Source organism: Neobacillus sp. S1115 (assembly GCF_055385565.1).
Window position 1 is genome coordinate 2855883 of record NZ_AP038275.1, and the last position, 19799, is coordinate 2875681.

Here is a 19799-nt window from a genome sequence, read left to right on the forward strand (position 1 = left end):
TTTTTCATCTTTTTTCCATTCTTGGGCATACTAACAAATAATCAGTATGGGGAGGGATTAAAATGAAAAAAGAAACGCTTTTAGCTGTTTTTGCTTTTTTTATGGTTTCACTTTCTGCCATTACAGTTGTTTATGCCATTGAAGAAAAAGCAAAAGTGATTACGATATCGAAAGAGGAAGAAGATATCACAGGTGATGGAAAAAACGAGGTTATCCAATTAAAGGGGGAACCCTACCAGGATGATGAAAATAGTTACCTAAAAGAAATTTTCATCGAAATAAATACTCCAGATGGGAAAACTACGACAATTCCATTGGAAAGTGGAGCAAAAGCAGCACTGCAGCTGGCGGATATTAATCATGATAGTGTTAAGGATGTATTTGCCACAGTATATACAGGCGGCAGCGGCGGAATCGTCGATACATTTTTATATACGCTTAAAGATTTTCAAAAAAAAGATCTAACAGCCTCTGAGCCTCTTGATATGGAAACTCATTTTTTAGATGGCTATAAAGCAGAAATAAAAATTAACGCTACAGGTAAATCCTATCTTTTCGACCTAAGAGATCGAAAGGATTATTATAAAAAAATGGGGCTTTATCGAAAAGGTAAACTGAATGAACCAACCGAATTAATGGTGAATCCTTTTAACAGTCTTGAACCTATCCAATTAGATGGGGGAAAATTGGGGTTAAAAGGTATTCAAAGAGTTACCGGAATTGCGAATGCAGATACCATTGCATTTGTGGAGTCTATCTGGTCTTACTCAGATGGAAAATGGAAATTAGTTAAGGTAGAAGTAAAAAAAGAAGAGGTTTAGGATAAAAACACAGGAATCCCCTGTGTTTTTTGATTGACCGAAAAATTGTATACGAATTATACTTAGGTTGGTAAATAAATTAGTAACCTATCTATTTTATAGGAGGTGGAAAAAATGACGGATTATAATGCAAATACCACGCAAAAACTTCTGAGAGCATTTTCACAGTTTAGAAAGTCCGGATGGCACGATCGGCAAATAGCCGGTTATAATCCTAGTGAAATCAAGGTTCTTATGGCAATAAGGCATGAAACAAACGAAGAGAAACCGGATATGAAGGTTTCTGAGATTAGCAGTATTCTTAGAGTTACGTCTCCAACAGTTACGCAGATTATCAATAAGCTTGAAAAGGATGACCTTGTTGAACGCAACACCGACCCAGTTGACCGACGCGCTGTTAATATTCACCTAACAGAAAAAGGCATCGAAGTAACGAACGAAGCAAGAAAAGCTTTTACCGACACCTTTGCAGGTTTAATTGATTATTTAGGGGAAGACGACAGTGAGAAGCTTGCTGAACTTCTCAATAAAGTTTTTAACTATTTCGAGCATACCTATCGTCAATAAGAAATGGAGATGACCAAAATGCTGAAATTAGCAAAATTCCTAAAACCATTTCAGTTCCCTGTTATGTTTGTTTTGGTACTAGTGCTTCTGCAATCCTTGTCTGAACTGTATCTGCCGACATTAATGGCCGATATCGTTGATAAGGGTGTAGTAACCGGCGATACGCATTATATTTGGAAAATTGGCGGGTTCATGCTCCTCGTCGCGGCAGGCGGCATGATTTGCTCTGTTAGTGCGAGCTTTTTTTCCGCCAAAGCCGCTTCAGGTTTCGGAAAATTATTGCGAAGTAAAATCTTTTCCCATGTCGGCGATTTTTCCTTACAGGAATTTGATCAATTTGGAACAGCATCACTTATCACGAGAACAACAAACGATATTACGCAAATACAGCAGGTGTTAATCATGATGCTACGAATGATGGTCATGGCTCCAATGATGTGCATCGGCGGAATCATCATGGCTTTATCCAAAGACACCAAACTTTCTTTAGTTCTCGCTGTGGCGATTCCCATATTAATTATCATTATTTTAATTGTACAAAGAAATGCTATTCCATTATTTAAATCGATGCAGGTAAAACTAGATAACCTAAATCGCGTCTTACGGGAAAATTTAACTGGAATTCGTGTGATCCGTTCCTTTAACCGAATCGAGCATGAGAAGAAGCGATTCGACGAAGCCAGCTGGGATCTTACCCAAACCGCGATAAAGGTCAATAAACTGATGGCCGTCATGATGCCTACGATGATGATTATCCTAAACCTGACTACAGTAGCGATTATCTGGTTTGGCGGCATCCGCATCAGTAATGGGCACATGGAAGTGGGTGACATGATGGCCTTTATCCAATACGCGATGCAAATCATGTTCTCCTTCTTGATGTTATCGATGATGTTTGTGATGATTCCAAGAGCTTCTGTATCAGCAGTAAGAATTATTGAGGTGCTAGATACAACGGCTGATATTAAAAATCCATCAATTCCCCGTCCCCAAGTAAGCAGCAATGGGGAGGTTGAATTTCAGAATGTCAGCTTTTCCTATCCAGGAGCTGAAATGCCTGCTATTTCGAATATTTCTTTTAAAATGAGGCCAGGTGAAATCACCGCGATTATCGGTGGAACCGGCTCAGGTAAATCAACGCTTATTAATTTGATTCCTCGCTTTTATGACGCTGGCAGCGGCAAAGTGTTGGTTGACGGAATCGATGTACGAGAAATGACTCAGGATTTACTTCGCAAAAAAATTGGCTTTGTCCCGCAGCAAGCCGTTCTTTTTACAGGGACTATTTCGGAAAATATTCGATACGGCAAAGAAGAAGCATCGGATGAAGAAGTGCGTCATGCCGCTGAAATTGCCCAAGCGGCAGAGTTTATAAACGAAATGCCTGAAGGCTACAACACGCTGATTGCCCAAGGCGGAACAAATGTTTCGGGCGGGCAGAAACAGCGTTTATCCATTGCTCGCGCGCTGGTCCGAAGACCGGAAATCTATATTTTCGATGACAGCTTTTCTGCTTTAGATTTTAAAACAGATGCCAAGCTTCGGGCGGCATTAAAAGAAGAAACGCAGCAATCTACTGTATTAATTGTTGCCCAGCGCGTCAGCACCATCATCGATGCGGACCAGATTATCGTCCTTGATAATGGCGAAATTGCTGGAATTGGCAAACATAAAGAGCTGATGGAAACCAGCAAAGTTTATCGTGAAATTGTCATGTCTCAGCTTTCTGAGGAGGAAATCGCATGAGTAAAGATTCACAGAATCATAGACCTCAACAAGGACCTGGTCCTCGGGGGCCTGGCGGCGGATTTGGTCCTATGGGAATGGGTGCCCCTGTTCAAAAAGCAAAGGACTTTAAAGGAACACTGAAGCGGTTAATTACCTATTTAACGCCATATAAAATGCAGCTTATAGCGGTTCTAATCACGGCCATCATCAGTACGGTATTTGCCATTGTCAGCCCAAAAATCATGGGGAAAGTGACGACCAAGTTATTTGAAGGCTTAATGATGAAGTTTCGTGGTGTACCTGGAGCAAAAATTGATTTTGAATACATCGGGCATATCATAATATTATTAATTGGGCTTTATATTTTAAGTGCTGTTTTTGCATACATTCAGCAATATATTATGGCAGGAGTTGCACAAAAAACAGTTTACCAGCTTCGTAAGGAAGTAGAAGAAAAGCTAAACCGTCTGCCATTAAAATATTTTGATGCGCGCACACATGGTGAAATCCTTAGCCGGGCGGTTAATGATGTTGATAACATTAGCACCACCTTGCAGCAAAGCTTAACGCAGCTGATTACCTCAGTGGTTACCTTAATTGGTGTAATTGTGATGATGCTTTCAATTAGTCCACTAATGACATTGATCGTGGTGGTGACACTGCCGCTTAGTTTTATTGCGACAGCAAATATTGCCAAACGTTCACAAGCCTATTTCAAGGGACAACAAAAGGCGCTTGGCCAGCTAAACGGACATGTTGAAGAAATGTATACCGGCCATAAGGTTATTAAGGTATTTGGCCGTGAGCAAAAGTCGATTGACCAATTAGAAGAAATCAACGAAAGACTTTATCAAGCTGGCTGGAAGGCGCAATTTATGTCTGGGTTAATTATGCCATTCATGTCGTTTATCAATAACATCGGTTATGTACTTGTATCTGTGGCAGGCGGAATATTGGTCACAAAAAAAGCGATTGAAATTGGTGACATTCAGGCATTTATCCAATATGCTAGACAATTTTCCCAACCGATTACCCAGACCGCGATGATTGCCAACGTGATTCAGTCAACGGTGGCTAGCGCAGAGCGGGTGTTTGAAATTCTTGATGAAACAGAAGAGATACCTGAGGCCTCCACTACCAAAAGGCTTGATGCCCCGATGGGTGAAGTTAAATTCGAACATGTTTCTTTCGGTTATAAAGAAAATGAATTATTAATCGAAGATATGAACATTGAAGTTAAACCAGGGCAAAAGGTTGCCATTGTTGGTCCGACTGGCGCAGGTAAAACAACCCTTATTAATTTATTAATGCGTTTTTACGAAATCAATTCCGGTAAAATTTTGATTGATGGAATCGATACACGGGATATGAAAAGAGAGCACCTGCGCGGCTTATTTGGAATGGTGCTGCAGGATACATGGCTCTTTAACAGCACAATTCGTGACAATATCGCGTATGGAAGGGATGGAGCAACAGAAGAGGAGATTGTTGCTGCTGCACAAGCTGCTAATGCAGACCACTTTATCCGCACATTGCCTGACGGCTATGATACCATTTTAAATGAGGAAGCTTCGAATATTTCTCAGGGCCAAAAGCAGCTTTTAACGATTGCTAGGGCGATTCTTGCAGATCCGGCGATGTTAATCCTTGACGAGGCTACAAGCAGCGTTGATACTCGGACCGAAGTCCAGATACAAAAGGCGATGGATCATTTGATGAAGGGTCGCACAAGCTTTATCATAGCCCACCGGCTATCAACGATCCGCGACGCAGATATCATTCTAGTCATGAATAACGGCCGAGTCATTGAAAAGGGAAATCATCAGGAATTGTTGGAGAAAGACGGTTTCTATGCTGATTTATACAACAGTCAGTTTTCTGGTGGACGTATGAAAAATGCAGGATAAATTTACAAAAAAGCGCTAAGGACTGCTTTCCTAGTGAAGCAGCTGCCAAAGCGCTTTTTTTTGTGCAATTAGATTGAAATAGCCGGCTATTGTGGGACATTTTGAAGTAGCGGAGCAGTTTAGTTACCGAAACGATAAATATTCATAAATGGTTTATGGCGTAATTGACATATACTATTAACATTAAGGAGATGAACAAATGGAAGAAGATTTTTATTTCTCAAAAAAACAATTTATTAAAGGTTTAAAGATGCCGAAAAGTATAGATGGCTTGATGATGAAAAGAGGTGATGTATCACTTGCTAAGATTAATGGTGAATGGAAAAAATACACAGAATCTGTACCAAGGGGAAGAAAACCTTTATCAAATCATGATGATCTAGTTTTGATTGGCTACGGTAACGATGTTGAAATTGAACGTGAAAAGCTTTCACAGGAACAAATTGAAACTTTGATTATAGAAATGGAAAATAATCATTAATTCAAAATACTAAACAACGAACAATGGGCATCTAGCCCATTGTTTTTTTAATAACAGATCAGGGAAAAAATGTTGACATAAACTAAAAATAGATGATATAATTAAAAATTTTGTTATTTTTTAATCGTATGGTATACTTAAGATGTACTAAATTTGGAGGTGGTTAGTTGTTTCAAGTTGGTGATTGCATCGTTTATCCAATGCAGGGAGCAGGAGTTATTGAAGCAATAGAAGTAAAGGAAATTCAAGGTGAAAAACAGCAGTATTATATAATAAATATGCGAATCAATAAAATGCAAGTCATGATCCCTATCGCAAAAGTAGAAAAATCAAGAATTCGTTTAGCTACCGATTTGATTACACTTGAAAACGTATTGGACATTTTTTATCATGGTGTAACCGATACAACCCTTTCGATGAAAGAAAGATACAAAATTAATTTGGAAAAACTTAAATCAGGTAATATCCAAGAAGGCGCGGAAGTTGTACGGGACTTAATGAGAATAAACAAAAATAAATCGCTCAATTCAAGCGAAAAGCAGATGCTGGAGAGTGCACGAAGGATTTTTATCAGTGAACTAGGTTTAATTAGAGGTATAACTGAAAATCAAGCAATAGATTTAATAAATAACAAGGTTGGATAAATGCTTTATTTCAAAGTTTAACTTTAACGCCTAATCTATAAGAAACCCCTTTTGTTTAAAAGGGATTTTTTCTTATGTTTATTAAAGTATATTGTAGTAATTTCTATAAAGGGAGGAAGAATAAATGTACGAGGCAAAAGGTTTTCAAAGCACAGACTTTGCAGAACTTATACGGGGTGTTAATGATTTTCTTGGTACATTAGAGGAAGGAAAGCTGATAGATGTTAAATACAATTCTGTTCCTCTTGCTGTAAGCACACATACAGAATATGGGGTTTATCCAGATACAAAATACACCGCAATGATTATATTTAACAAATAGTCAGTTCAAAGTTTAACAATATGATAAATTTTTCGTCTTCTTGCAATTTTTTACAAAGAATGCGATAATTAAAAAGAATTATTTTTGTTCGGTGTAAAGGATTGGTATAAGTTTGAACTTTTCGTCTTGATCATCACTGAGAGCAAGGATAGTATTACATTGTGTGTATTTACACACTAGGAGGCAACACAATGGAAAAAGGTAAAGTAAAATGGTTTAATGGCGAAAAAGGCTTCGGATTCATCGAACGTGAAGGTGGAGAAGACGTATTCGTACATTTCTCAGCGATTCAAGGCGAAGGCTTCAAAACATTAGATGAAGGTCAATCAGTTACTTTTGACGTTGAGCAAGGTAACCGCGGACCACAAGCATCAAACGTTCGTAAAGCTTAACAAAACCAAAAGAGGCTGTCCCAAAAGTGTAACTTTTCAGGGGCAGCCCTTTTTTATTTAATTGCTATATTAAATTTCCACATAACTTGATAGCTGATTCCCGTTATAATCCCTTTTTAAAAGGGGAGAGTAGGCAGAGAATAGACCAGAGGGAAACATCAAGAACTGTTGGCACAAGACGGTTTTATGGATCATTTTTTATACTATTTAATTATCAAAACAGGACAATGCGCTAGCTGGGAAACTTTCTGGCTGACGCTTCCGAGCATTAACCCTTTAATATTCCCCAACCCTCTGCTCCCTATGACAATCAGCTGATAGTTTAATTCATCTGCTTTTTTGACAATTTGAATCGCCGGTTCTCCCATTACAAAATGGGATTCTATCTCAATTCCTTCTTCTTCTGCAAGAGTAACCGCTTGTTGTAATAGATCACGGCCTTTTGTCTCTTGGTCAGTATATATATTATCAATTGTTTTTATTGGCATCCCATCGACAATTTGCAAGTTTTTCTCCACATGGATAACACCAATTTTAGAATATCTTCCATTAGCAAATTTTAAAGCGGTTTGTAATGCTTTTTCACTCATTTTAGAACCGTCTATGGCTACAAGAATCCGATTAAACATAGGATCATCCCCAATAAATATATTTATTTTTTTATGTATTTAAGTATACATTATTTTATTGAAGAATTTGCTTCTACTACAGAAATACCTGCTTTTTGTGAGGCAGCTTTTTTTCCGAACAATAAATAATGTAATAGATTTTAGAGATAGATGTTGTAATCATTCTTTAGAGAAAAACAAAGAGGGAGGAGGGGAGGCATTTTTCAAATCGCTGGCTGATGGGAGTGATAAGCAAGATCTCAACAATTATACAATTGTTGGTTTTTCGGATGAAACTAGCTAGATATTTTAGGGAAGAGGCAAATCAAATAAGCTGAAATATAAGTTCAAACTCAAAGTAATTTTAATCGCAAATTTATTATTTATTAAGGGGCTAAAGTGAGTTAGCTGCGAATCAGCAAAGAAATATGAGTATATATATTACTGAAAAAAAAATAATAACTAAAAATTTTGTTTCGTCTCACTATCTTAAGTATACTCTAGAATTGAGATACCACAAATTATATTTACTATAAATATATTATGTAAACTCATAATTGAAATAAAACAAGGGGGAGGCTGCTATTTAATACAGCCTTCTTATCATTTTAATCTATTTGTTCCTTCGGCATATCCATCTTATCAACAGCAATCTTTAAGTCATCATTCTTAATATGCGTATAAATCATCGTAGTTTGAATCGATGAATGACCTAATTGACGGCGTAATTTTGGCACATCGTTGATTTCCGCATGATATCTGGTTGCAAATGAATGCCGTAATTTATGAACTGATAATGATGGTTTACCGAACGCAGTTGCATATTTTTCAATTAATTTTTCCACTGATCGCGCTGTCAGCCTTCTTGTTTTGCCTTTTGGACCAATCGGAGCAGCCACAAATAATGCTTTCATATTTTTATCAACCTGGTATTTAGGAATCCTGATTGCTAGGTATTCTTGTAAATCATCCATGGCCGTTTGGCTAAAATAAACAAATTGTTCTTTATTTCCTTTGCGAATCACTCGTGCACTATACTTACTGAAATCAATATCTTCAAGATCTAAACCAATTAGCTCAGAAAGACGTAATCCAGAACCTAAAATCAACGATACAATCGCGGTATCACGTTCTTTATTTAATTGATGAAAATTGAAGATTTTTTTGTTTTCTTTATTGATTTCGCCGTATTCATGGGCGACAAACAGACGAAATCGCTCATATTCATCCCCAAGCAGAATTTTGCCTTCCATTTTATTTGCCTTCGTTTCCAAACTTTCCTTAACTTCGTTAAACTCTATTTTCGCCATGACATTACGATTAATATAGGGTTCCAAATCCGGTGTTTCCGCGATGTTTTGCAGGTAATTAAAAAGGGATTTCAACGCAGATAATTTACGGTTAACGGTTAATTCTTTGTTATTTAATTCGTAATGAAGAAAATTTAAAAATCCTTCGACTTCAATGACTGTCATTTTTTCAAGACGTTCCAATGGGATCTCTTTGATGCTGCCGGACCATAATTGCTCAGTAATCATCCAGTTAAAGAAGATTTTATAGTCGTGACAATAGTTGAACAACGATGCAGTAGAAAGTTTTCGTAATTTATGATTTATGTATTCTTCAACATACCAAGGGAGTTCATTAAGCATTGCCTGGAGCTTTTTGAAATTTTCCTGTTTTGCTGGATTTACCATAATAACACCTCTACTATATTTTACCTCCTAAGGATTATTTCGTCAAATTTATATTTTACGTAATTATATAGAGGTCGACTTCGAATGGTTTCCTTGGTGCGATAATCCCTGGAGAAATAGAATTGATACGAGCGCCCTTTTCCCCCCACCGTAAAGATTCAAACATACGCGCTTCACAGTGCACCGTTTCGCCATTTGTTAAGCGTGCAACGTATCCTTGATGTTTTCTAGCCGAAGGACTTCTAAACTAAGGAGTTCTTCAGTTGGTGTTGTTGCCAGCTGCTCATCAATTTCAGTTCCTAATTGAGGCATTCTGTGTCCAGACTAACTGGAAATTTTCACACCAACGCCTTTAGGAGCTATGACCTTCCCTACTTCCTCCAGCAATACTGTAGTTCCGTACAAATCCACCTTCAAAATCATTTCAATAGGTGCTCTTTCTGAATCAAAGGCAATCTATGCAGTTTTCCTCTTTCATGCGTAGTTTCCAATTATCTGCTCATACTTATATCAAAGGGTATTTTGGTAAGTGGTCGCACCAAAAATCCTTTTGTTTGTCAGGTTAGATTGAGTTTGCACATCATTTTTATTTCTTGTACCGAAAAAGGATAATTAGGAGGCGATTTTATGAAAAATACTGTTTTGATTGCCCTAGCCATCCTAGTGATAGGAATTGGTGGATTTTTTGTACTCAGCAATGTGCAAGACCAGAAAGAAGAGGCACAAGAGACGCCTGCAAAGACTGAAGGCCAAGAAGGAAAAGGAACGATATCCAAAGTGGACGGTGAATCCATCTATAAGAACACCTGTGCAGGCTGTCACGGGGATCAATACCAAGGCGGAGTTGGGCCTTCTTTAAAAGGAGTGGGTTCCCGTTTATCGGATAAGGAGATCGAGGACATCATCCAACACGGCCGAGGCGGTATGCCAGCTGGTTTGGTGTCCAAAGAGGATGCGCCAGGAATGGCTGCATGGCTGAAAACATTAAAATAATTCCGATAAAAAAATTAAAAAGGGAACTTAAATGAAATCAAGTTCCCTCTTTCCTATTTTTGCCTATATTTACTTAATTTTAAGCGCATTGTTTCCATGAGCCAATTCCTCCTTCCCTTTTTCTTCATCCTCCTCTGGTTGTCTGAATTTCAGTAATATTATTAAACTTGGCTAGATCTCCATGTCCTCCTTCCCCTATTTCAGATATGTTTGCCATTTAGATGTCCAAAACGTTTTAATGCCAACTTCTCCAGCAATCAATCCATGATAGCCAATTATTCTAAACGATGTTAAAATAAATGAAATTCATCTAGAAGGAGCAACATGCATGCATCAAAAAATATCATTTTCAACATACGCAGTCATTGGTACAATGCTGTTTGGTATGTTCTTTGGGGCAGGAAACCTGATCTTCCCTATTCAGATGGGACAGGTCGCTGGTACTAACTTTTGGCCAGCTTTAATTGGTTTTCTAGTAACAGCCATTGGTTTGCCATTTATGGGGATCTTAGCATTCGGGCTATCTGGAAGTAATGGACTTCGTGAATTAGCAAATCGGGTCCATCCAAAGTTTGGAGTCGTCTTCGCCATGGCCCTTTACTTAACCATAGGTCCATTTTTCGCGATTCCACGAACAGCAACAGTACCTTTCGTGGTCGGCTTCGAGCCATTTCTTAATCCAGAGCAGGCCAGTTTATATCTTGGGCTTTTTAGCTTCGTATTTTTTGCAATCGTCTACTATTTCTCATTAAATCCTGCTAAAATTATTGACTATATTGGAAAATATCTAACACCTGCATTTTTAGTATTTTTATTCTTTTTAATTATTATCGCGATCGTTAAACCTATGGGTCACTTTGGACCACCAACAGGTGATTACAGCAAATTGGCATTTATAACTGGTTTTAAAGAAGGTTATAACACGATGGATGCCCTTGCGTCATTAGCTTTTGGTATTGTTGTCATCAATGCTATTAAAGGACAAGGGATCACCGATAGGAAGACAATTGCAAAAGCAACATGGAAATCAGGCATTTTCGCTATGGCACTAATGATGCTGATATACGGCCTTATTACGTATATGGGGGCATCGAGCGTATCTTCCATCGGTACATTTGATAATGGTGGATTAATCTTTGCTAAGGTCGCCCAGCATTACTTTGGACAATTCGGTACGATCCTCCTTGCTATTATTATTGTTCTGGCATGTTTAAAAACAAGCATTGGGCTCATTACCTCGTGTAGTGAATTTTTCAATAGTGTTTTTCCAAAAGTAAGTTATAAAATGTTCGTACTTATCCTATGCCTTGTGTCATTTATCATCGCTAATTTTGGCTTAAACAATATTATTCAATATGCTGTTCCAGTATTAATGCTATTGTATCCTTTGGCGATTGTACTGATTTTGTTAACACTTAGCTCATCATTTTTTAAACATAAGCAAAGTGTATATGCAGCGTCTATGTTCCTTACCTTTTGCGTAAGTTTCTTCGATGGTTACAGCACGTTAGTTGGCAGCTTACCTGGGGCCACCAATTCTTTATTCGAAGCCATTAAAGCTTCGTACATTGAATATTTACCGCTTTACAGTATTGGTCTTGGATGGATATTACCAGCAATTGTTGGTGCGATTATCGGCTATTTCTGGCCAACGGGGTCCAAAAAAGCTGCAATTCAATAATACAATAAGACCACCCAGTAAAATGGGTGGTCTTATTTATTTAGGAAAGCTTCACTTTTAGAAACTCTTATCATTTCACTAGGAAAATATTTTTTAAAAAACTTTTCGACCCTTACATGTAAATCTTTTTGATACCATTTTGAAAATCCGTGCTCTTCAAATACGGCCGGCATTTCTAACCTCGCCGAGCGCTTTCCCATCGAACCATCACCAATATTAAGAGTATCAATCCAAATATGATTCACGATGCCATCCAAAACTTTTGGGAAATCCGGGGTAAATGGCAAAACGGGAGAAATCGAGGCCTGGGTGGATATTCCAGCATCGTGAACTTCTTTTACCGCTTTTAACCGCAATTTAATTCCAGGTGCATATGGTGCAAAAATTTGCTTTACGTCTTCTCTATCTGTTTCGGTCGTCATGGAAACAAGGGTATTACATTTGACTTTTAATTTTAACAATAAATCGATATCTCTTGTAATGAGTGGGCTCCGTGTTTGGATTTGAAGAAAATCAGGCGGGTTTTCCAGCATTTCTTCCAGTATGCCCCGTGTGATACCTGCTTTTCGTTCCATTGGTTGGTACGGTTCTGTTGCAGAAGACATAAAAATATTCACCGGTTTGTTTTTCTTGCGAAGTTTTATCATTTCATTCTGGTAATTCTCCGCTGCATTTGTTTTTATATCAAGCCATTCTCCCCAAGGAATTCCTTTGAATCTTTGGAGGGGCATTTCTCTAACATAGCAATACTTGCAAGAAAAGGCACAACCGCTATATGGATTCAATGAATGTGTAAACCCAACATCCAAATACCCATTTGCTGCTGTAAGGATTCTCTTAGATAATGTTTCTTTCGTATTCATCTCCATACTCGTTTATTTCTCCTCCCTTCTCTCCAGTGTATCAACTTATCTCCCGCTCCTAAACTTTCTTTTTCATTAAGCTGATAAATTTATGTCAATAAAAACAAAAAAGACCTGGACAGGTCTTTTTTACTAACAGCATGCACCCGTATTGCCAATCAAAGAAATGCCTTTTCCATCTCCGCTTCGGTCAAGGGTTAGGCCTTCTATATTAGGTTCAATGATAGGGTCAATTGCCACTGTGATTTCATTTATTGTGACGATTATATCGTCTGCATCCGGCTCATCCAGAGCCAGTCCAATTCTTGGCTCCCCTCAGCCATAGCCTTCAAAAAAGATACGAATGTTGTTGGCATTCTCTTCTTTGAACACTTGTTTTAACAGATCACGAGCCTGGTCTGTGATGTTCATATTCAATTCCTCCTGTTTAATAATCACCTTTTTATTTTAACCTATCGCGGTGTTAGAAAGTAATAAAATGCTTAAAAATTTGACGAGAATGTGTTTACTTTTCTAAAGTTTACTAACTTGTCAAATTTACCCCACTCCGTATGTGAAAAACCATTATATAATTAAATTGTAATTAGAAATGCAAATTCAAAGGAGGATTAAAATGAAAAAGATAGCAACAAGTGCATTTACCCTTATCCTATTGCTGGGATTGGGAACTGGTGTTTTGGCGGCCAGTGACCAGATTGCTTGCAAGGTGGGAGATTTCAAAGAAATGCTCCCGATGATGCAGGAAAAACACCCGCAGTTAAGTGAAAAACAATTAAAAGAAATGCATAAGGATTGTGTAACTCAAATGAAAAAAGAATCAAGTACTAATTGTATGATTAACAATTAATTTAAAAAAAGCACGTTCTAAGAAGAAGGCTCCCGCTTAGAATGTGCTTTTTTTCAATAGCCTAGTATTTATTTCATGCCATTAATCAAATCTGTCATCATCTCTTTATCCATTGGTCCAACTATTCTTTTATGAATGAGCCCATTTGTATCGATGAAATAACTGGTTGGAATCGTAATGGCTTGATATACGTCAGCTATTTCTCCGCTTTCATCAAGTAAGACAGGAAAGGTTAAACCGTAATCCTTCACGAACTGTTCTACTCTATCTGGATTCTTCTCTGATGTGGTTAGATTTACAGCAACAATTTCAACATCTTTACCTTTTTGTTCCTGATAAAAATCTTTCATATGAGGCATTTCCGCTTTACATGGCGGACACCAGGTTGCCCATAGATTTAAGATTACTTTTTTCCCTTTAAAGTCAGACAGTTGAACTTGTTGCCCCTCTATATTCTCCAATTGGAAATTGGGAGCTTTATTTCCTTCTTTTATTCCAATTTCATCAGAATTTTGTTGCACTGTCTCCCCTTGTTGTACGGTTTTATCAAGCTTAGTTTGTGAAAAAGCAAAATCATACATTGTCCATCCAATCAGCCCTGATAAAGCAGTTACTGCTAGGATTTTTTTGATAAGCGAATTGGGAATACTTATTTTCCGTCCTTTGAAAACGAAATAGATAAGGGACCCGATCATGGCAAGAATCAGACCCTTGCTTCCTCCAGTAAAATACAACAAGGATAATGGACTTTTTATTACAATGGATGGTTCAAGAATGAGTAGACTTCCCTTCCAAATAAAAAACCCTAAAATAAGTGTATTTACCAACAAATCAAATACTCTCTTATGTAACTCCCCTTCATGTGTTTTTCTTACCCAAAATTTGATGACAAAGAGGCTAATCAGTATACCAACGCCGAGAATCAGCCATTTTACCGAAATAGCAAGTGAACCAATTTGTATTACTTGCATAGCGCCCTCCTTTTTAAGGTTTTTACTTATTATACTATAAGGGGTATGTTAAAAGGGCTTAATTAGCCCTTTTTATCATAAAATTTCCATCCACGTCTTCACTGCAGTGGCCAGGATTAATATCCCCATGATTATTTGCAAAACCTTAGTATTCACCCTTTTTCCGGCATTTGCCCCTATCGGAGAGGCAAGAAGACTGGCTGCTACCATGATAATTGCAGGCATAATTGGTACTTGTCCCGTTGATATTTTTCCGGTGACTGCACCGATTGAAGAAATAAGTGTAATGGCTAAAGATGAGGCAATCGTCATTCTCGTCGGTATTTTTAAGACGGTAAGCATAATCGGCACCAATAAAAATGCCCCTCCTGCACCGACAATACCTGCCCCAATTCCTACAATGAAAGCAAACATTGCAGCAATCCATTTGTTAAATTTCACTTGATCGAGCGGAATATCATCTACGCCCTTCTTAGGTACAAACATCATAATAACGGCGATTAACGCTAAAATACCATATACGATGTTGATTCCGCTTTCCGGCATGTGAGTAGAACTGAATCCCCCAATAAAACTTCCTAGTAAAATACTAATGCCCATATAAGCTATCAGAGTTTTATTCAAAAATCCACCCTTGCGGTAAACCATTACACCGCCTATTGTGGCAAAGAAAACCTGGATGGCTGTAATTCCGGAAACCTCGTGTGCTGAAAAATGGCCAACCCCAAGTAAAGCGGGAATATACAATAACATCGGGAAATTGATGATGGCCCCGCCTATGCCCAACATCCCTGATATAAAAGAGCCGACGAAGCCAATTAGGAAAAGCGTAATGAGTAAACTGATATCCATGATGTCCTCCTTTTTAGGAAAGTGACCTCTAATCGGAAGCCTTTATTGTTAATGCAAGGCACTCATACCGCCTCTAACATTGCATGGAAACCTCCTAATATTTTATACCTGTACGGGTATTCGGATTTATAAAAAAATATGAAGATGTACTCTATCTCATTAAAACTAATTTAACAGCATTTTTCTATTGAGTTTTTCTTTAAAATAAATTTGTTTGGTTTAACAATGGTATAGCTTACAACCTTAAAACCCTTTTTCCTTAAAATACGTATCCCCATATTTTTTTTAAGAAAATTGGAAGCTACTAAGTGAATCTGCCTTTTGGGAAATTCATTAAAATGTCGTTCAAGGTACGCTATGGGGATGTATGTGGTTAATAGTTTATTTGTATTGTGAATAGGAAGCCTCGTTGATCGAGGCTCTTTTTTGTCCTCCAATTTAAATACTTTTCTTTATGCAATGTATTAAGCGGTCTTCTATGTCACCTGCAAATTGTTTCATTTTTTCGTCTTGTAAAAGACTGATTAGTGCTGTTGGTTTGGGCATGCCAATTTTTGTTTTTCCTTCACTCTCATACACAACAATTTTACACGGCAGAAAATATCCAGCCATTTCATTTTCAGTAAGCACTCTTTGCGCCTCGACTGGGTTGCACACCTCCAGCACCTTAAATTCTTTATCGAACTCCAGCCCTTTTTCCTGAAGCTTTTCCTTGATATCAAACTTCCACAAAACACCAAACTTTTCTGTCTTTAGGTTTTCCTCTAAAGATTGAATGGCCTTTTCGATATTTTTATTTGTAACTACCGTAAAATCAAACATTCGTTTCTTCCTCCTTCTGTTTTTCTATTTCCGATTTTAATCCACCACGTACAGTATTCCATATTCTATATTTAACAATTACTAAAAATCGAAAGAAAGAGCATGACCTTAAAATGTCACACTCTTTAGAAAAAGAATCACATAAACGCTCTAAAAATTAGGTAAATGACTCCTGCCAGGAGCCAGACTAACGTGCCTGGTCATATAGGTATCGGTTGTTTAGCCTGTTTACCATCTCCAGAAACATTAGTTTTGCTAATTCCTCAAGATCCAGTTGTGTTGCAATCGTTTATTTGTTTTTTTTCCTCAGTCATTGTTAAGTCACCTCATTATCGAACCGCACAACGGTTAGGACCGATTTCCATTTCCCGCTGCTGGTCGAAATCTGGATTGATTTTTCCCATATTGGTTTCACGGATTTCCTGATACGCGTTTGGCTGCGGCGGCAGGTTTTCTGTTACCATCTTTCTGAATTCATTTTCATCCTCTATATTAAGGCCGTGGTTTTTGGCAAAAAGTACTCCTAATTTTTCTGATACACTGCCATCTTCGTTTAATTCGTCAATAATCATAAAATGGGCCGGAAGAACAACCAGTTCTTCTGATAATTCTTTATATCGATTATATAAAGTTTCTCTTAAATCGCCAACCCAATCTTCGGCCTTTCCGGCAAGGTCAGGCCGTCCGATTGAATCGATGAATAAAATGTCACCTGAAAGCAGGAAATTGCCATCCACAACAAAGGAAGTGGAACCGATGGTATGACCAGGAGAATATAGGGCGTTGATATCAATTGTAGTACTTCCGATTGTCACAAGATTACCATCTTCTAGCGGTTGATATTCGAACGTAACTTCCGTTGCATCCTTTGGAGGCAGCCAGTACGTGGCGCCTGTTGTCTGGGCAATTTTGAGGCCGCCAGAAATATGGTCAGCATGAAGGTGTGTATCAAACACATGAGTAATGTTTGCTCCGATTTCTTTGGCGAAATCAAGATAAATATCGGTCATCCTAGTTGCATCAATCAGCGCTGCCTCGCCGCCCGAAACTACCATGTAAGACAAACAGCCTTTTCCAATTCGAACAAATTGATATAGTTCCCCTCCATCAGTTAAATCTCCAACTTTAACAGGCTCTAGATGCTCACTCCACGTTTTCATGCCACCTTGTAGGTAAGAAACATCGAGGCCAGCATCAGACAGCATTTCCGCGACCATAACGGAAGACCCTTCTTTCGCACAAACGACTAACACTTCTTGATTAGTTGGGATACTGTCTAGAATTTCTTCTACACCATCAAGTAATTCGAAATATGGAATATTTAAGTACTTGAAGTTGTCACCTTCAATTTTCCAATCTTGAAAGTCAGACTCATTACGGACATCGAAAATAAACAGTTTTTCTTTGTTAAAAACTTTTTTCGTTACTTCTTTTGCTGTCATAACAGTTACTGTCATCTTTTGTTACCCCCTAAGGTATGTTTTTACCTAAAAAAATTATTTATTTAATCCGATGGTATTTCCTGTCCATTTACTCATACCGGGTATGACGTTCATTACCTTTTTAAACCCTTGTTCCGCTAATTTTTGTGCAGCAAAATCACTGCGGCTACCAGTCCGGCAAATCACGTAAATTTCATCTTCTTTGTTTAATTCAGATAAACGCTCATCTAATTCATCTAAAGGAATCGAAATAGCCTGTGGAATATGGTTAAACGCGTATTCTGCCGATTCTCTTACATCAAGTAAAATAATGTTGTCATTGGCAGAATCAAGTTTCTTTTCAAGATCTTCGTTATTTATGACATTTGGATGTTTTTTCTCAATTGTTTCATCGTTTGAAGATTTTCTCAGGTAATGCTTTAACACTCCACCTTCTTCAATAGTCCCCAAATATTGGTGCCCAGTGCTTTCAGCCCAAGCTTTCATATCTGCTTTTGAACCTTTATCGGTTGCTAAAACTTCGATAACTTGCCCTGCTTCAAGGTTATTCATTGCTTTTTTCGTTTTCACGATGGGCATTGGACATGCCAAGCCCTTAGCATCTAATACGACATTTGCCTTCATGTTTGTCATGATTGTCCTCCTGTTTTACCTGCAAGGGTATTTTTTGCAAAGATTATTCTACTTTACCTTCCCAAGCCAGCATTCCGCCGGCCATGTTAATGACGTTAAAACCGTAGGTTTCGAGAAATTGACTGGCACGGCCGCTTCTTCCACCGGAACGGCAAACCATGATATACTCTTTTGTTTTGTCTAACTCATGCATACGAAACTCAACCAGCCTTAATGGTATATTGATGGCACCAGGAATTTTGCCTGCTTTCACTTCATCAACTTCGCGAACATCAATAATGTTTAATTTTTTTCCTTGGTTTAGTAAGTTTTCTACTTCTTTTGCAGTCATTTCTCTCATTGTGCATCCTCCTATATAAACAAATTTACGTTACCATCTTCGGCATCTGCCAAATAAGCAGCCACTCCTGCATATTCAATGTGATCCATAAGTTCCTCTTCCTTAAGACCCAATAAATCCATTGTCATCGTACAGGCAACCAGTTTTACATCTTGTTCTTGTGCCATTTCAATTAATTGCGGCAGTTCAAGCGCGTTATGTTTCTTTATTACATCCTTGATCATTTTCTGACCGAATCCAGCGAAGTTCATTTTAGAAAGACCCATTTTGTCAGCACCTCTCGGCATCATCTTTCCAAACATTTTCTCCATAAAGCCTTTTTTCACAGGAATGGTTTCATCCTTGCGGAGAGCATTGAGCCCCCAAAATGTATGGAAAATGGTGACTTCATGATCATATGCTGCAGCACCATTTGCGATAATATAGGCTGCCATTGCTTTATCGTAATCACCGCTGAACAAGACAATCGTTGTTTTTTTCTTTTCAGTCATTGTAAACCTCCTGTTTTCAATACCTGTAAGGGTATATTGATAGTTAAAAAATTTATCCTCTTTTAATCCAAAATTTTATCACGCCATTTTCTTCTTCAAAATTTAATACTTCGTGTCCACCAGACTTGGCCCAGGCTGTTAAGTCATTTTTTGCACCTTTATCTGTTGTATGGATTTCCAACACCTGCCCTAATTCCAGCTCATTCATTGCCTTTTTTGTTTTTACAATCGGCATTGGGCATGCAAGTCCTTTTGCGTCTAAAACCTTTGTAATATTCATTAAAGAATTCCTTCCTATTGTCTATTCAATTACCCATAAGGGTATAATTTTTTGAAAAATAAAAGAGGGCAATAACCCTTTTCAAATCCATATTTGCTTTCGAACAATATTGATTCTATACCCTAATAGGTATATTGTCAACATATAAATTTTAAAAAAAACACACTTTCAATTACAGGAAAAGAAAGTGCGTTTTCTTTAAACGTTTTTATTTTTATTGAACCCAAAATTTAATGACTTTATCATCTTGTTCTGTTTTCAAAATGATATGTCCAGCATTTTGAGACCATACAGGCAAATCGTTTAAAGCCCCTCGATCTGTTACATGAAGTTCTAAAACCTGACCACTTTCAATGCCTTCAATTAAATGCCACAAAAGGACCTAGGTAGAAAGGAACTAATTATAGGTATTTCCGA

General features: G+C 37.8%; 23 protein-coding genes. 11 read left to right on the top strand and 12 right to left on the bottom strand.

All coding sequences use genetic code 11. The annotated features are described in order from the left end of the window. Positions 1 to 62: 62 nt before the first annotated feature. The 8 genes from ACZ5B7_RS13865 (at position 63) to ACZ5B7_RS13900 (ending at position 6862) form a co-directional block, all read left to right on the top strand. Positions 63 to 821, top strand: a complete 759-nt coding sequence (locus ACZ5B7_RS13865; protein ID WP_464494192.1) for a hypothetical protein — start codon at positions 63 to 65, stop codon at positions 819 to 821. A gap of 114 nt (positions 822 to 935) precedes the next feature. After that, on the top strand, positions 936 to 1388 hold the full coding sequence (locus tag ACZ5B7_RS13870; protein ID WP_464494193.1) for a MarR family winged helix-turn-helix transcriptional regulator: 453 nt from the start codon (positions 936 to 938) through the stop codon (positions 1386 to 1388). Positions 1389 to 1406: 18 nt separating this feature from the next. After that, positions 1407 to 3134, top strand: coding sequence for an ABC transporter ATP-binding protein (locus ACZ5B7_RS13875; protein ID WP_464494194.1), 1728 nt, complete (start codon positions 1407 to 1409; stop codon positions 3132 to 3134). Beyond that, complete coding sequence (locus tag ACZ5B7_RS13880; protein WP_464494195.1) at positions 3131 to 5023, top strand: ABC transporter ATP-binding protein; 1893 nt, start codon at positions 3131 to 3133, stop codon at positions 5021 to 5023. The genes ACZ5B7_RS13875 and ACZ5B7_RS13880 overlap by 4 nt, the downstream gene beginning before the upstream one ends. A gap of 199 nt (positions 5024 to 5222) precedes the next feature. Beyond that, on the top strand, positions 5223 to 5504 hold the full coding sequence (locus ACZ5B7_RS13885) for a hypothetical protein (RefSeq protein WP_213115668.1): 282 nt from the start codon (positions 5223 to 5225) through the stop codon (positions 5502 to 5504). Between the two features lie 167 nt (positions 5505 to 5671). Then, the gene (locus tag ACZ5B7_RS13890) at positions 5672 to 6148 is read left to right on the top strand and encodes a CarD family transcriptional regulator (protein ID WP_213140075.1); all 477 of its coding nucleotides are present in this window, start codon (positions 5672 to 5674) and stop codon (positions 6146 to 6148) included. 124 nt (positions 6149 to 6272) lie between these two features. After that, positions 6273 to 6470, top strand: a complete 198-nt coding sequence (locus ACZ5B7_RS13895; RefSeq protein ID WP_464494196.1) for a sporulation protein Cse60 — start codon at positions 6273 to 6275, stop codon at positions 6468 to 6470. A gap of 191 nt (positions 6471 to 6661) precedes the next feature. After that, complete coding sequence (locus ACZ5B7_RS13900) at positions 6662 to 6862, top strand: cold-shock protein (RefSeq protein ID WP_213115665.1); 201 nt, start codon at positions 6662 to 6664, stop codon at positions 6860 to 6862. Between the two features lie 203 nt (positions 6863 to 7065). On the opposite strand, the gene ACZ5B7_RS13905 is transcribed toward ACZ5B7_RS13900, so the two are convergent. Together ACZ5B7_RS13905 and xerS are read right to left on the bottom strand one after the other, a co-directional pair. Next, the gene (locus tag ACZ5B7_RS13905; RefSeq protein WP_464494197.1) at positions 7066 to 7491 is read right to left on the bottom strand and encodes a universal stress protein; all 426 of its coding nucleotides are present in this window, start codon (positions 7489 to 7491) and stop codon (positions 7066 to 7068) included. Positions 7492 to 8078: 587 nt separating this feature from the next. Continuing rightward, the gene (gene xerS / locus ACZ5B7_RS13910; RefSeq protein WP_464494198.1) at positions 8079 to 9167 is read right to left on the bottom strand and encodes a tyrosine recombinase XerS; all 1089 of its coding nucleotides are present in this window, start codon (positions 9165 to 9167) and stop codon (positions 8079 to 8081) included. A 627-nt stretch (positions 9168 to 9794) separates the two neighbouring features. Here xerS and ACZ5B7_RS13915 point away from each other — a divergent pair. Further along, the gene (locus ACZ5B7_RS13915) at positions 9795 to 10160 is read left to right on the top strand and encodes a c-type cytochrome (RefSeq protein WP_464494199.1); all 366 of its coding nucleotides are present in this window, start codon (positions 9795 to 9797) and stop codon (positions 10158 to 10160) included. A gap of 328 nt (positions 10161 to 10488) precedes the next feature. Then, complete coding sequence (gene brnQ, locus ACZ5B7_RS13920; RefSeq protein WP_464494200.1) at positions 10489 to 11841, top strand: branched-chain amino acid transport system II carrier protein; 1353 nt, start codon at positions 10489 to 10491, stop codon at positions 11839 to 11841. 32 nt (positions 11842 to 11873) lie between these two features. On the opposite strand, the gene ACZ5B7_RS13925 is transcribed toward brnQ, so the two are convergent. Continuing rightward, positions 11874 to 12704 (bottom strand): SPL family radical SAM protein, encoded by an 831-nt coding sequence (locus ACZ5B7_RS13925; RefSeq protein ID WP_464494496.1) that lies wholly within the window; start codon positions 12702 to 12704, stop codon positions 11874 to 11876. 613 nt (positions 12705 to 13317) lie between these two features. Between ACZ5B7_RS13925 and ACZ5B7_RS13930 the strand changes: the two genes are divergently transcribed. Then, positions 13318 to 13551: a hypothetical protein gene (locus ACZ5B7_RS13930; RefSeq protein WP_423802357.1), complete on the top strand. Its 234-nt coding sequence runs from the start codon at positions 13318 to 13320 to the stop codon at positions 13549 to 13551. A 68-nt stretch (positions 13552 to 13619) separates the two neighbouring features. Here ACZ5B7_RS13930 and ACZ5B7_RS13935 read toward each other — a convergent pair whose 3' ends face one another. The 9 genes from ACZ5B7_RS13935 to ACZ5B7_RS13975 all read right to left on the bottom strand — a co-directional run bounded on the left by ACZ5B7_RS13935 (position 13620) and on the right by ACZ5B7_RS13975 (position 19758). Continuing rightward, positions 13620 to 14522 (bottom strand): redoxin domain-containing protein, encoded by a 903-nt coding sequence (locus tag ACZ5B7_RS13935; protein ID WP_464494201.1) that lies wholly within the window; start codon positions 14520 to 14522, stop codon positions 13620 to 13622. 75 nt (positions 14523 to 14597) lie between these two features. After that, complete coding sequence (locus ACZ5B7_RS13940) at positions 14598 to 15374, bottom strand: sulfite exporter TauE/SafE family protein (protein ID WP_464494202.1); 777 nt, start codon at positions 15372 to 15374, stop codon at positions 14598 to 14600. Between the two features lie 438 nt (positions 15375 to 15812). Next, positions 15813 to 16196: a DUF302 domain-containing protein gene (locus ACZ5B7_RS13945; RefSeq protein WP_464494203.1), complete on the bottom strand. Its 384-nt coding sequence runs from the start codon at positions 16194 to 16196 to the stop codon at positions 15813 to 15815. Between the two features lie 329 nt (positions 16197 to 16525). Beyond that, positions 16526 to 17653 carry an MBL fold metallo-hydrolase gene (locus ACZ5B7_RS13950; protein ID WP_464494204.1) on the bottom strand — a complete coding sequence of 376 codons (1128 nt, stop codon included), beginning with the start codon at positions 17651 to 17653 and terminating at the stop codon, positions 16526 to 16528. A 39-nt stretch (positions 17654 to 17692) separates the two neighbouring features. Then, entirely contained in the window at positions 17693 to 18271 is a 579-nt protein-coding gene (locus tag ACZ5B7_RS13955; protein WP_464494205.1) for a sulfurtransferase TusA family protein, read from the bottom strand. Positions 18272 to 18314: 43 nt separating this feature from the next. After that, a complete protein-coding gene (locus tag ACZ5B7_RS13960) occupies positions 18315 to 18611 on the bottom strand; it encodes a rhodanese-like domain-containing protein (RefSeq protein WP_464494206.1) in 297 nt (98 codons plus the stop codon). Positions 18612 to 18622: 11 nt separating this feature from the next. Beyond that, complete coding sequence (locus ACZ5B7_RS13965) at positions 18623 to 19102, bottom strand: DsrE/DsrF/DrsH-like family protein (protein ID WP_464494207.1); 480 nt, start codon at positions 19100 to 19102, stop codon at positions 18623 to 18625. A gap of 52 nt (positions 19103 to 19154) precedes the next feature. After that, the gene (locus ACZ5B7_RS13970) at positions 19155 to 19382 is read right to left on the bottom strand and encodes a sulfurtransferase TusA family protein (RefSeq protein ID WP_464494208.1); all 228 of its coding nucleotides are present in this window, start codon (positions 19380 to 19382) and stop codon (positions 19155 to 19157) included. Between the two features lie 214 nt (positions 19383 to 19596). Further along, on the bottom strand, positions 19597 to 19758 hold the full coding sequence (locus tag ACZ5B7_RS13975) for a sulfurtransferase TusA family protein (protein ID WP_464494209.1): 162 nt from the start codon (positions 19756 to 19758) through the stop codon (positions 19597 to 19599). Positions 19759 to 19799: the final 41 nt, after the last annotated feature.

Bases quoted from the DNA above. Each gene is read 5' to 3' on its own strand.
- xerS (WP_464494198.1), bottom strand. From the start codon at position 9,167: ATGGTAAATCCAGCAAAACAGGAAAATTTCAAAAAGCTCCAGGCAATG.
- ACZ5B7_RS13895 (WP_464494196.1), top strand. From the start codon at position 6,273: ATGTACGAGGCAAAAGGTTTTCAAAGCACAGACTTTGCAGAACTTATA.
- ACZ5B7_RS13935 (WP_464494201.1), bottom strand. From the start codon at position 14,522: ATGCAAGTAATACAAATTGGTTCACTTGCTATTTCGGTAAAATGGCTG.
- ACZ5B7_RS13865 (WP_464494192.1), top strand. From the start codon at position 63: ATGAAAAAAGAAACGCTTTTAGCTGTTTTTGCTTTTTTTATGGTTTCA.
- ACZ5B7_RS13900 (WP_213115665.1), top strand. From the start codon at position 6,662: ATGGAAAAAGGTAAAGTAAAATGGTTTAATGGCGAAAAAGGCTTCGGA.
- ACZ5B7_RS13970 (WP_464494208.1), bottom strand. From the start codon at position 19,382: ATGAATATTACAAAGGTTTTAGACGCAAAAGGACTTGCATGCCCAATG.
- ACZ5B7_RS13870 (WP_464494193.1), top strand. From the start codon at position 936: ATGACGGATTATAATGCAAATACCACGCAAAAACTTCTGAGAGCATTT.
- ACZ5B7_RS13960 (WP_464494206.1), bottom strand. From the start codon at position 18,611: ATGAGAGAAATGACTGCAAAAGAAGTAGAAAACTTACTAAACCAAGGA.
- ACZ5B7_RS13940 (WP_464494202.1), bottom strand. From the start codon at position 15,374: ATGGATATCAGTTTACTCATTACGCTTTTCCTAATTGGCTTCGTCGGC.
- ACZ5B7_RS13930 (WP_423802357.1), top strand. From the start codon at position 13,318: ATGAAAAAGATAGCAACAAGTGCATTTACCCTTATCCTATTGCTGGGA.
- brnQ (WP_464494200.1), top strand. From the start codon at position 10,489: ATGCATCAAAAAATATCATTTTCAACATACGCAGTCATTGGTACAATG.
- ACZ5B7_RS13905 (WP_464494197.1), bottom strand. From the start codon at position 7,491: ATGTTTAATCGGATTCTTGTAGCCATAGACGGTTCTAAAATGAGTGAA.
- ACZ5B7_RS13955 (WP_464494205.1), bottom strand. From the start codon at position 18,271: ATGACAAACATGAAGGCAAATGTCGTATTAGATGCTAAGGGCTTGGCA.
- ACZ5B7_RS13915 (WP_464494199.1), top strand. From the start codon at position 9,795: ATGAAAAATACTGTTTTGATTGCCCTAGCCATCCTAGTGATAGGAATT.
- ACZ5B7_RS13945 (WP_464494203.1), bottom strand. From the start codon at position 16,196: ATGTTTGATTTTACGGTAGTTACAAATAAAAATATCGAAAAGGCCATT.
- ACZ5B7_RS13875 (WP_464494194.1), top strand. From the start codon at position 1,407: ATGCTGAAATTAGCAAAATTCCTAAAACCATTTCAGTTCCCTGTTATG.
- ACZ5B7_RS13950 (WP_464494204.1), bottom strand. From the start codon at position 17,653: ATGACAGTAACTGTTATGACAGCAAAAGAAGTAACGAAAAAAGTTTTT.
- ACZ5B7_RS13965 (WP_464494207.1), bottom strand. From the start codon at position 19,102: ATGACTGAAAAGAAAAAAACAACGATTGTCTTGTTCAGCGGTGATTAC.
- ACZ5B7_RS13885 (WP_213115668.1), top strand. From the start codon at position 5,223: ATGGAAGAAGATTTTTATTTCTCAAAAAAACAATTTATTAAAGGTTTA.
- ACZ5B7_RS13880 (WP_464494195.1), top strand. From the start codon at position 3,131: ATGAGTAAAGATTCACAGAATCATAGACCTCAACAAGGACCTGGTCCT.
- ACZ5B7_RS13925 (WP_464494496.1), bottom strand. From the start codon at position 12,704: ATGAATACGAAAGAAACATTATCTAAGAGAATCCTTACAGCAGCAAAT.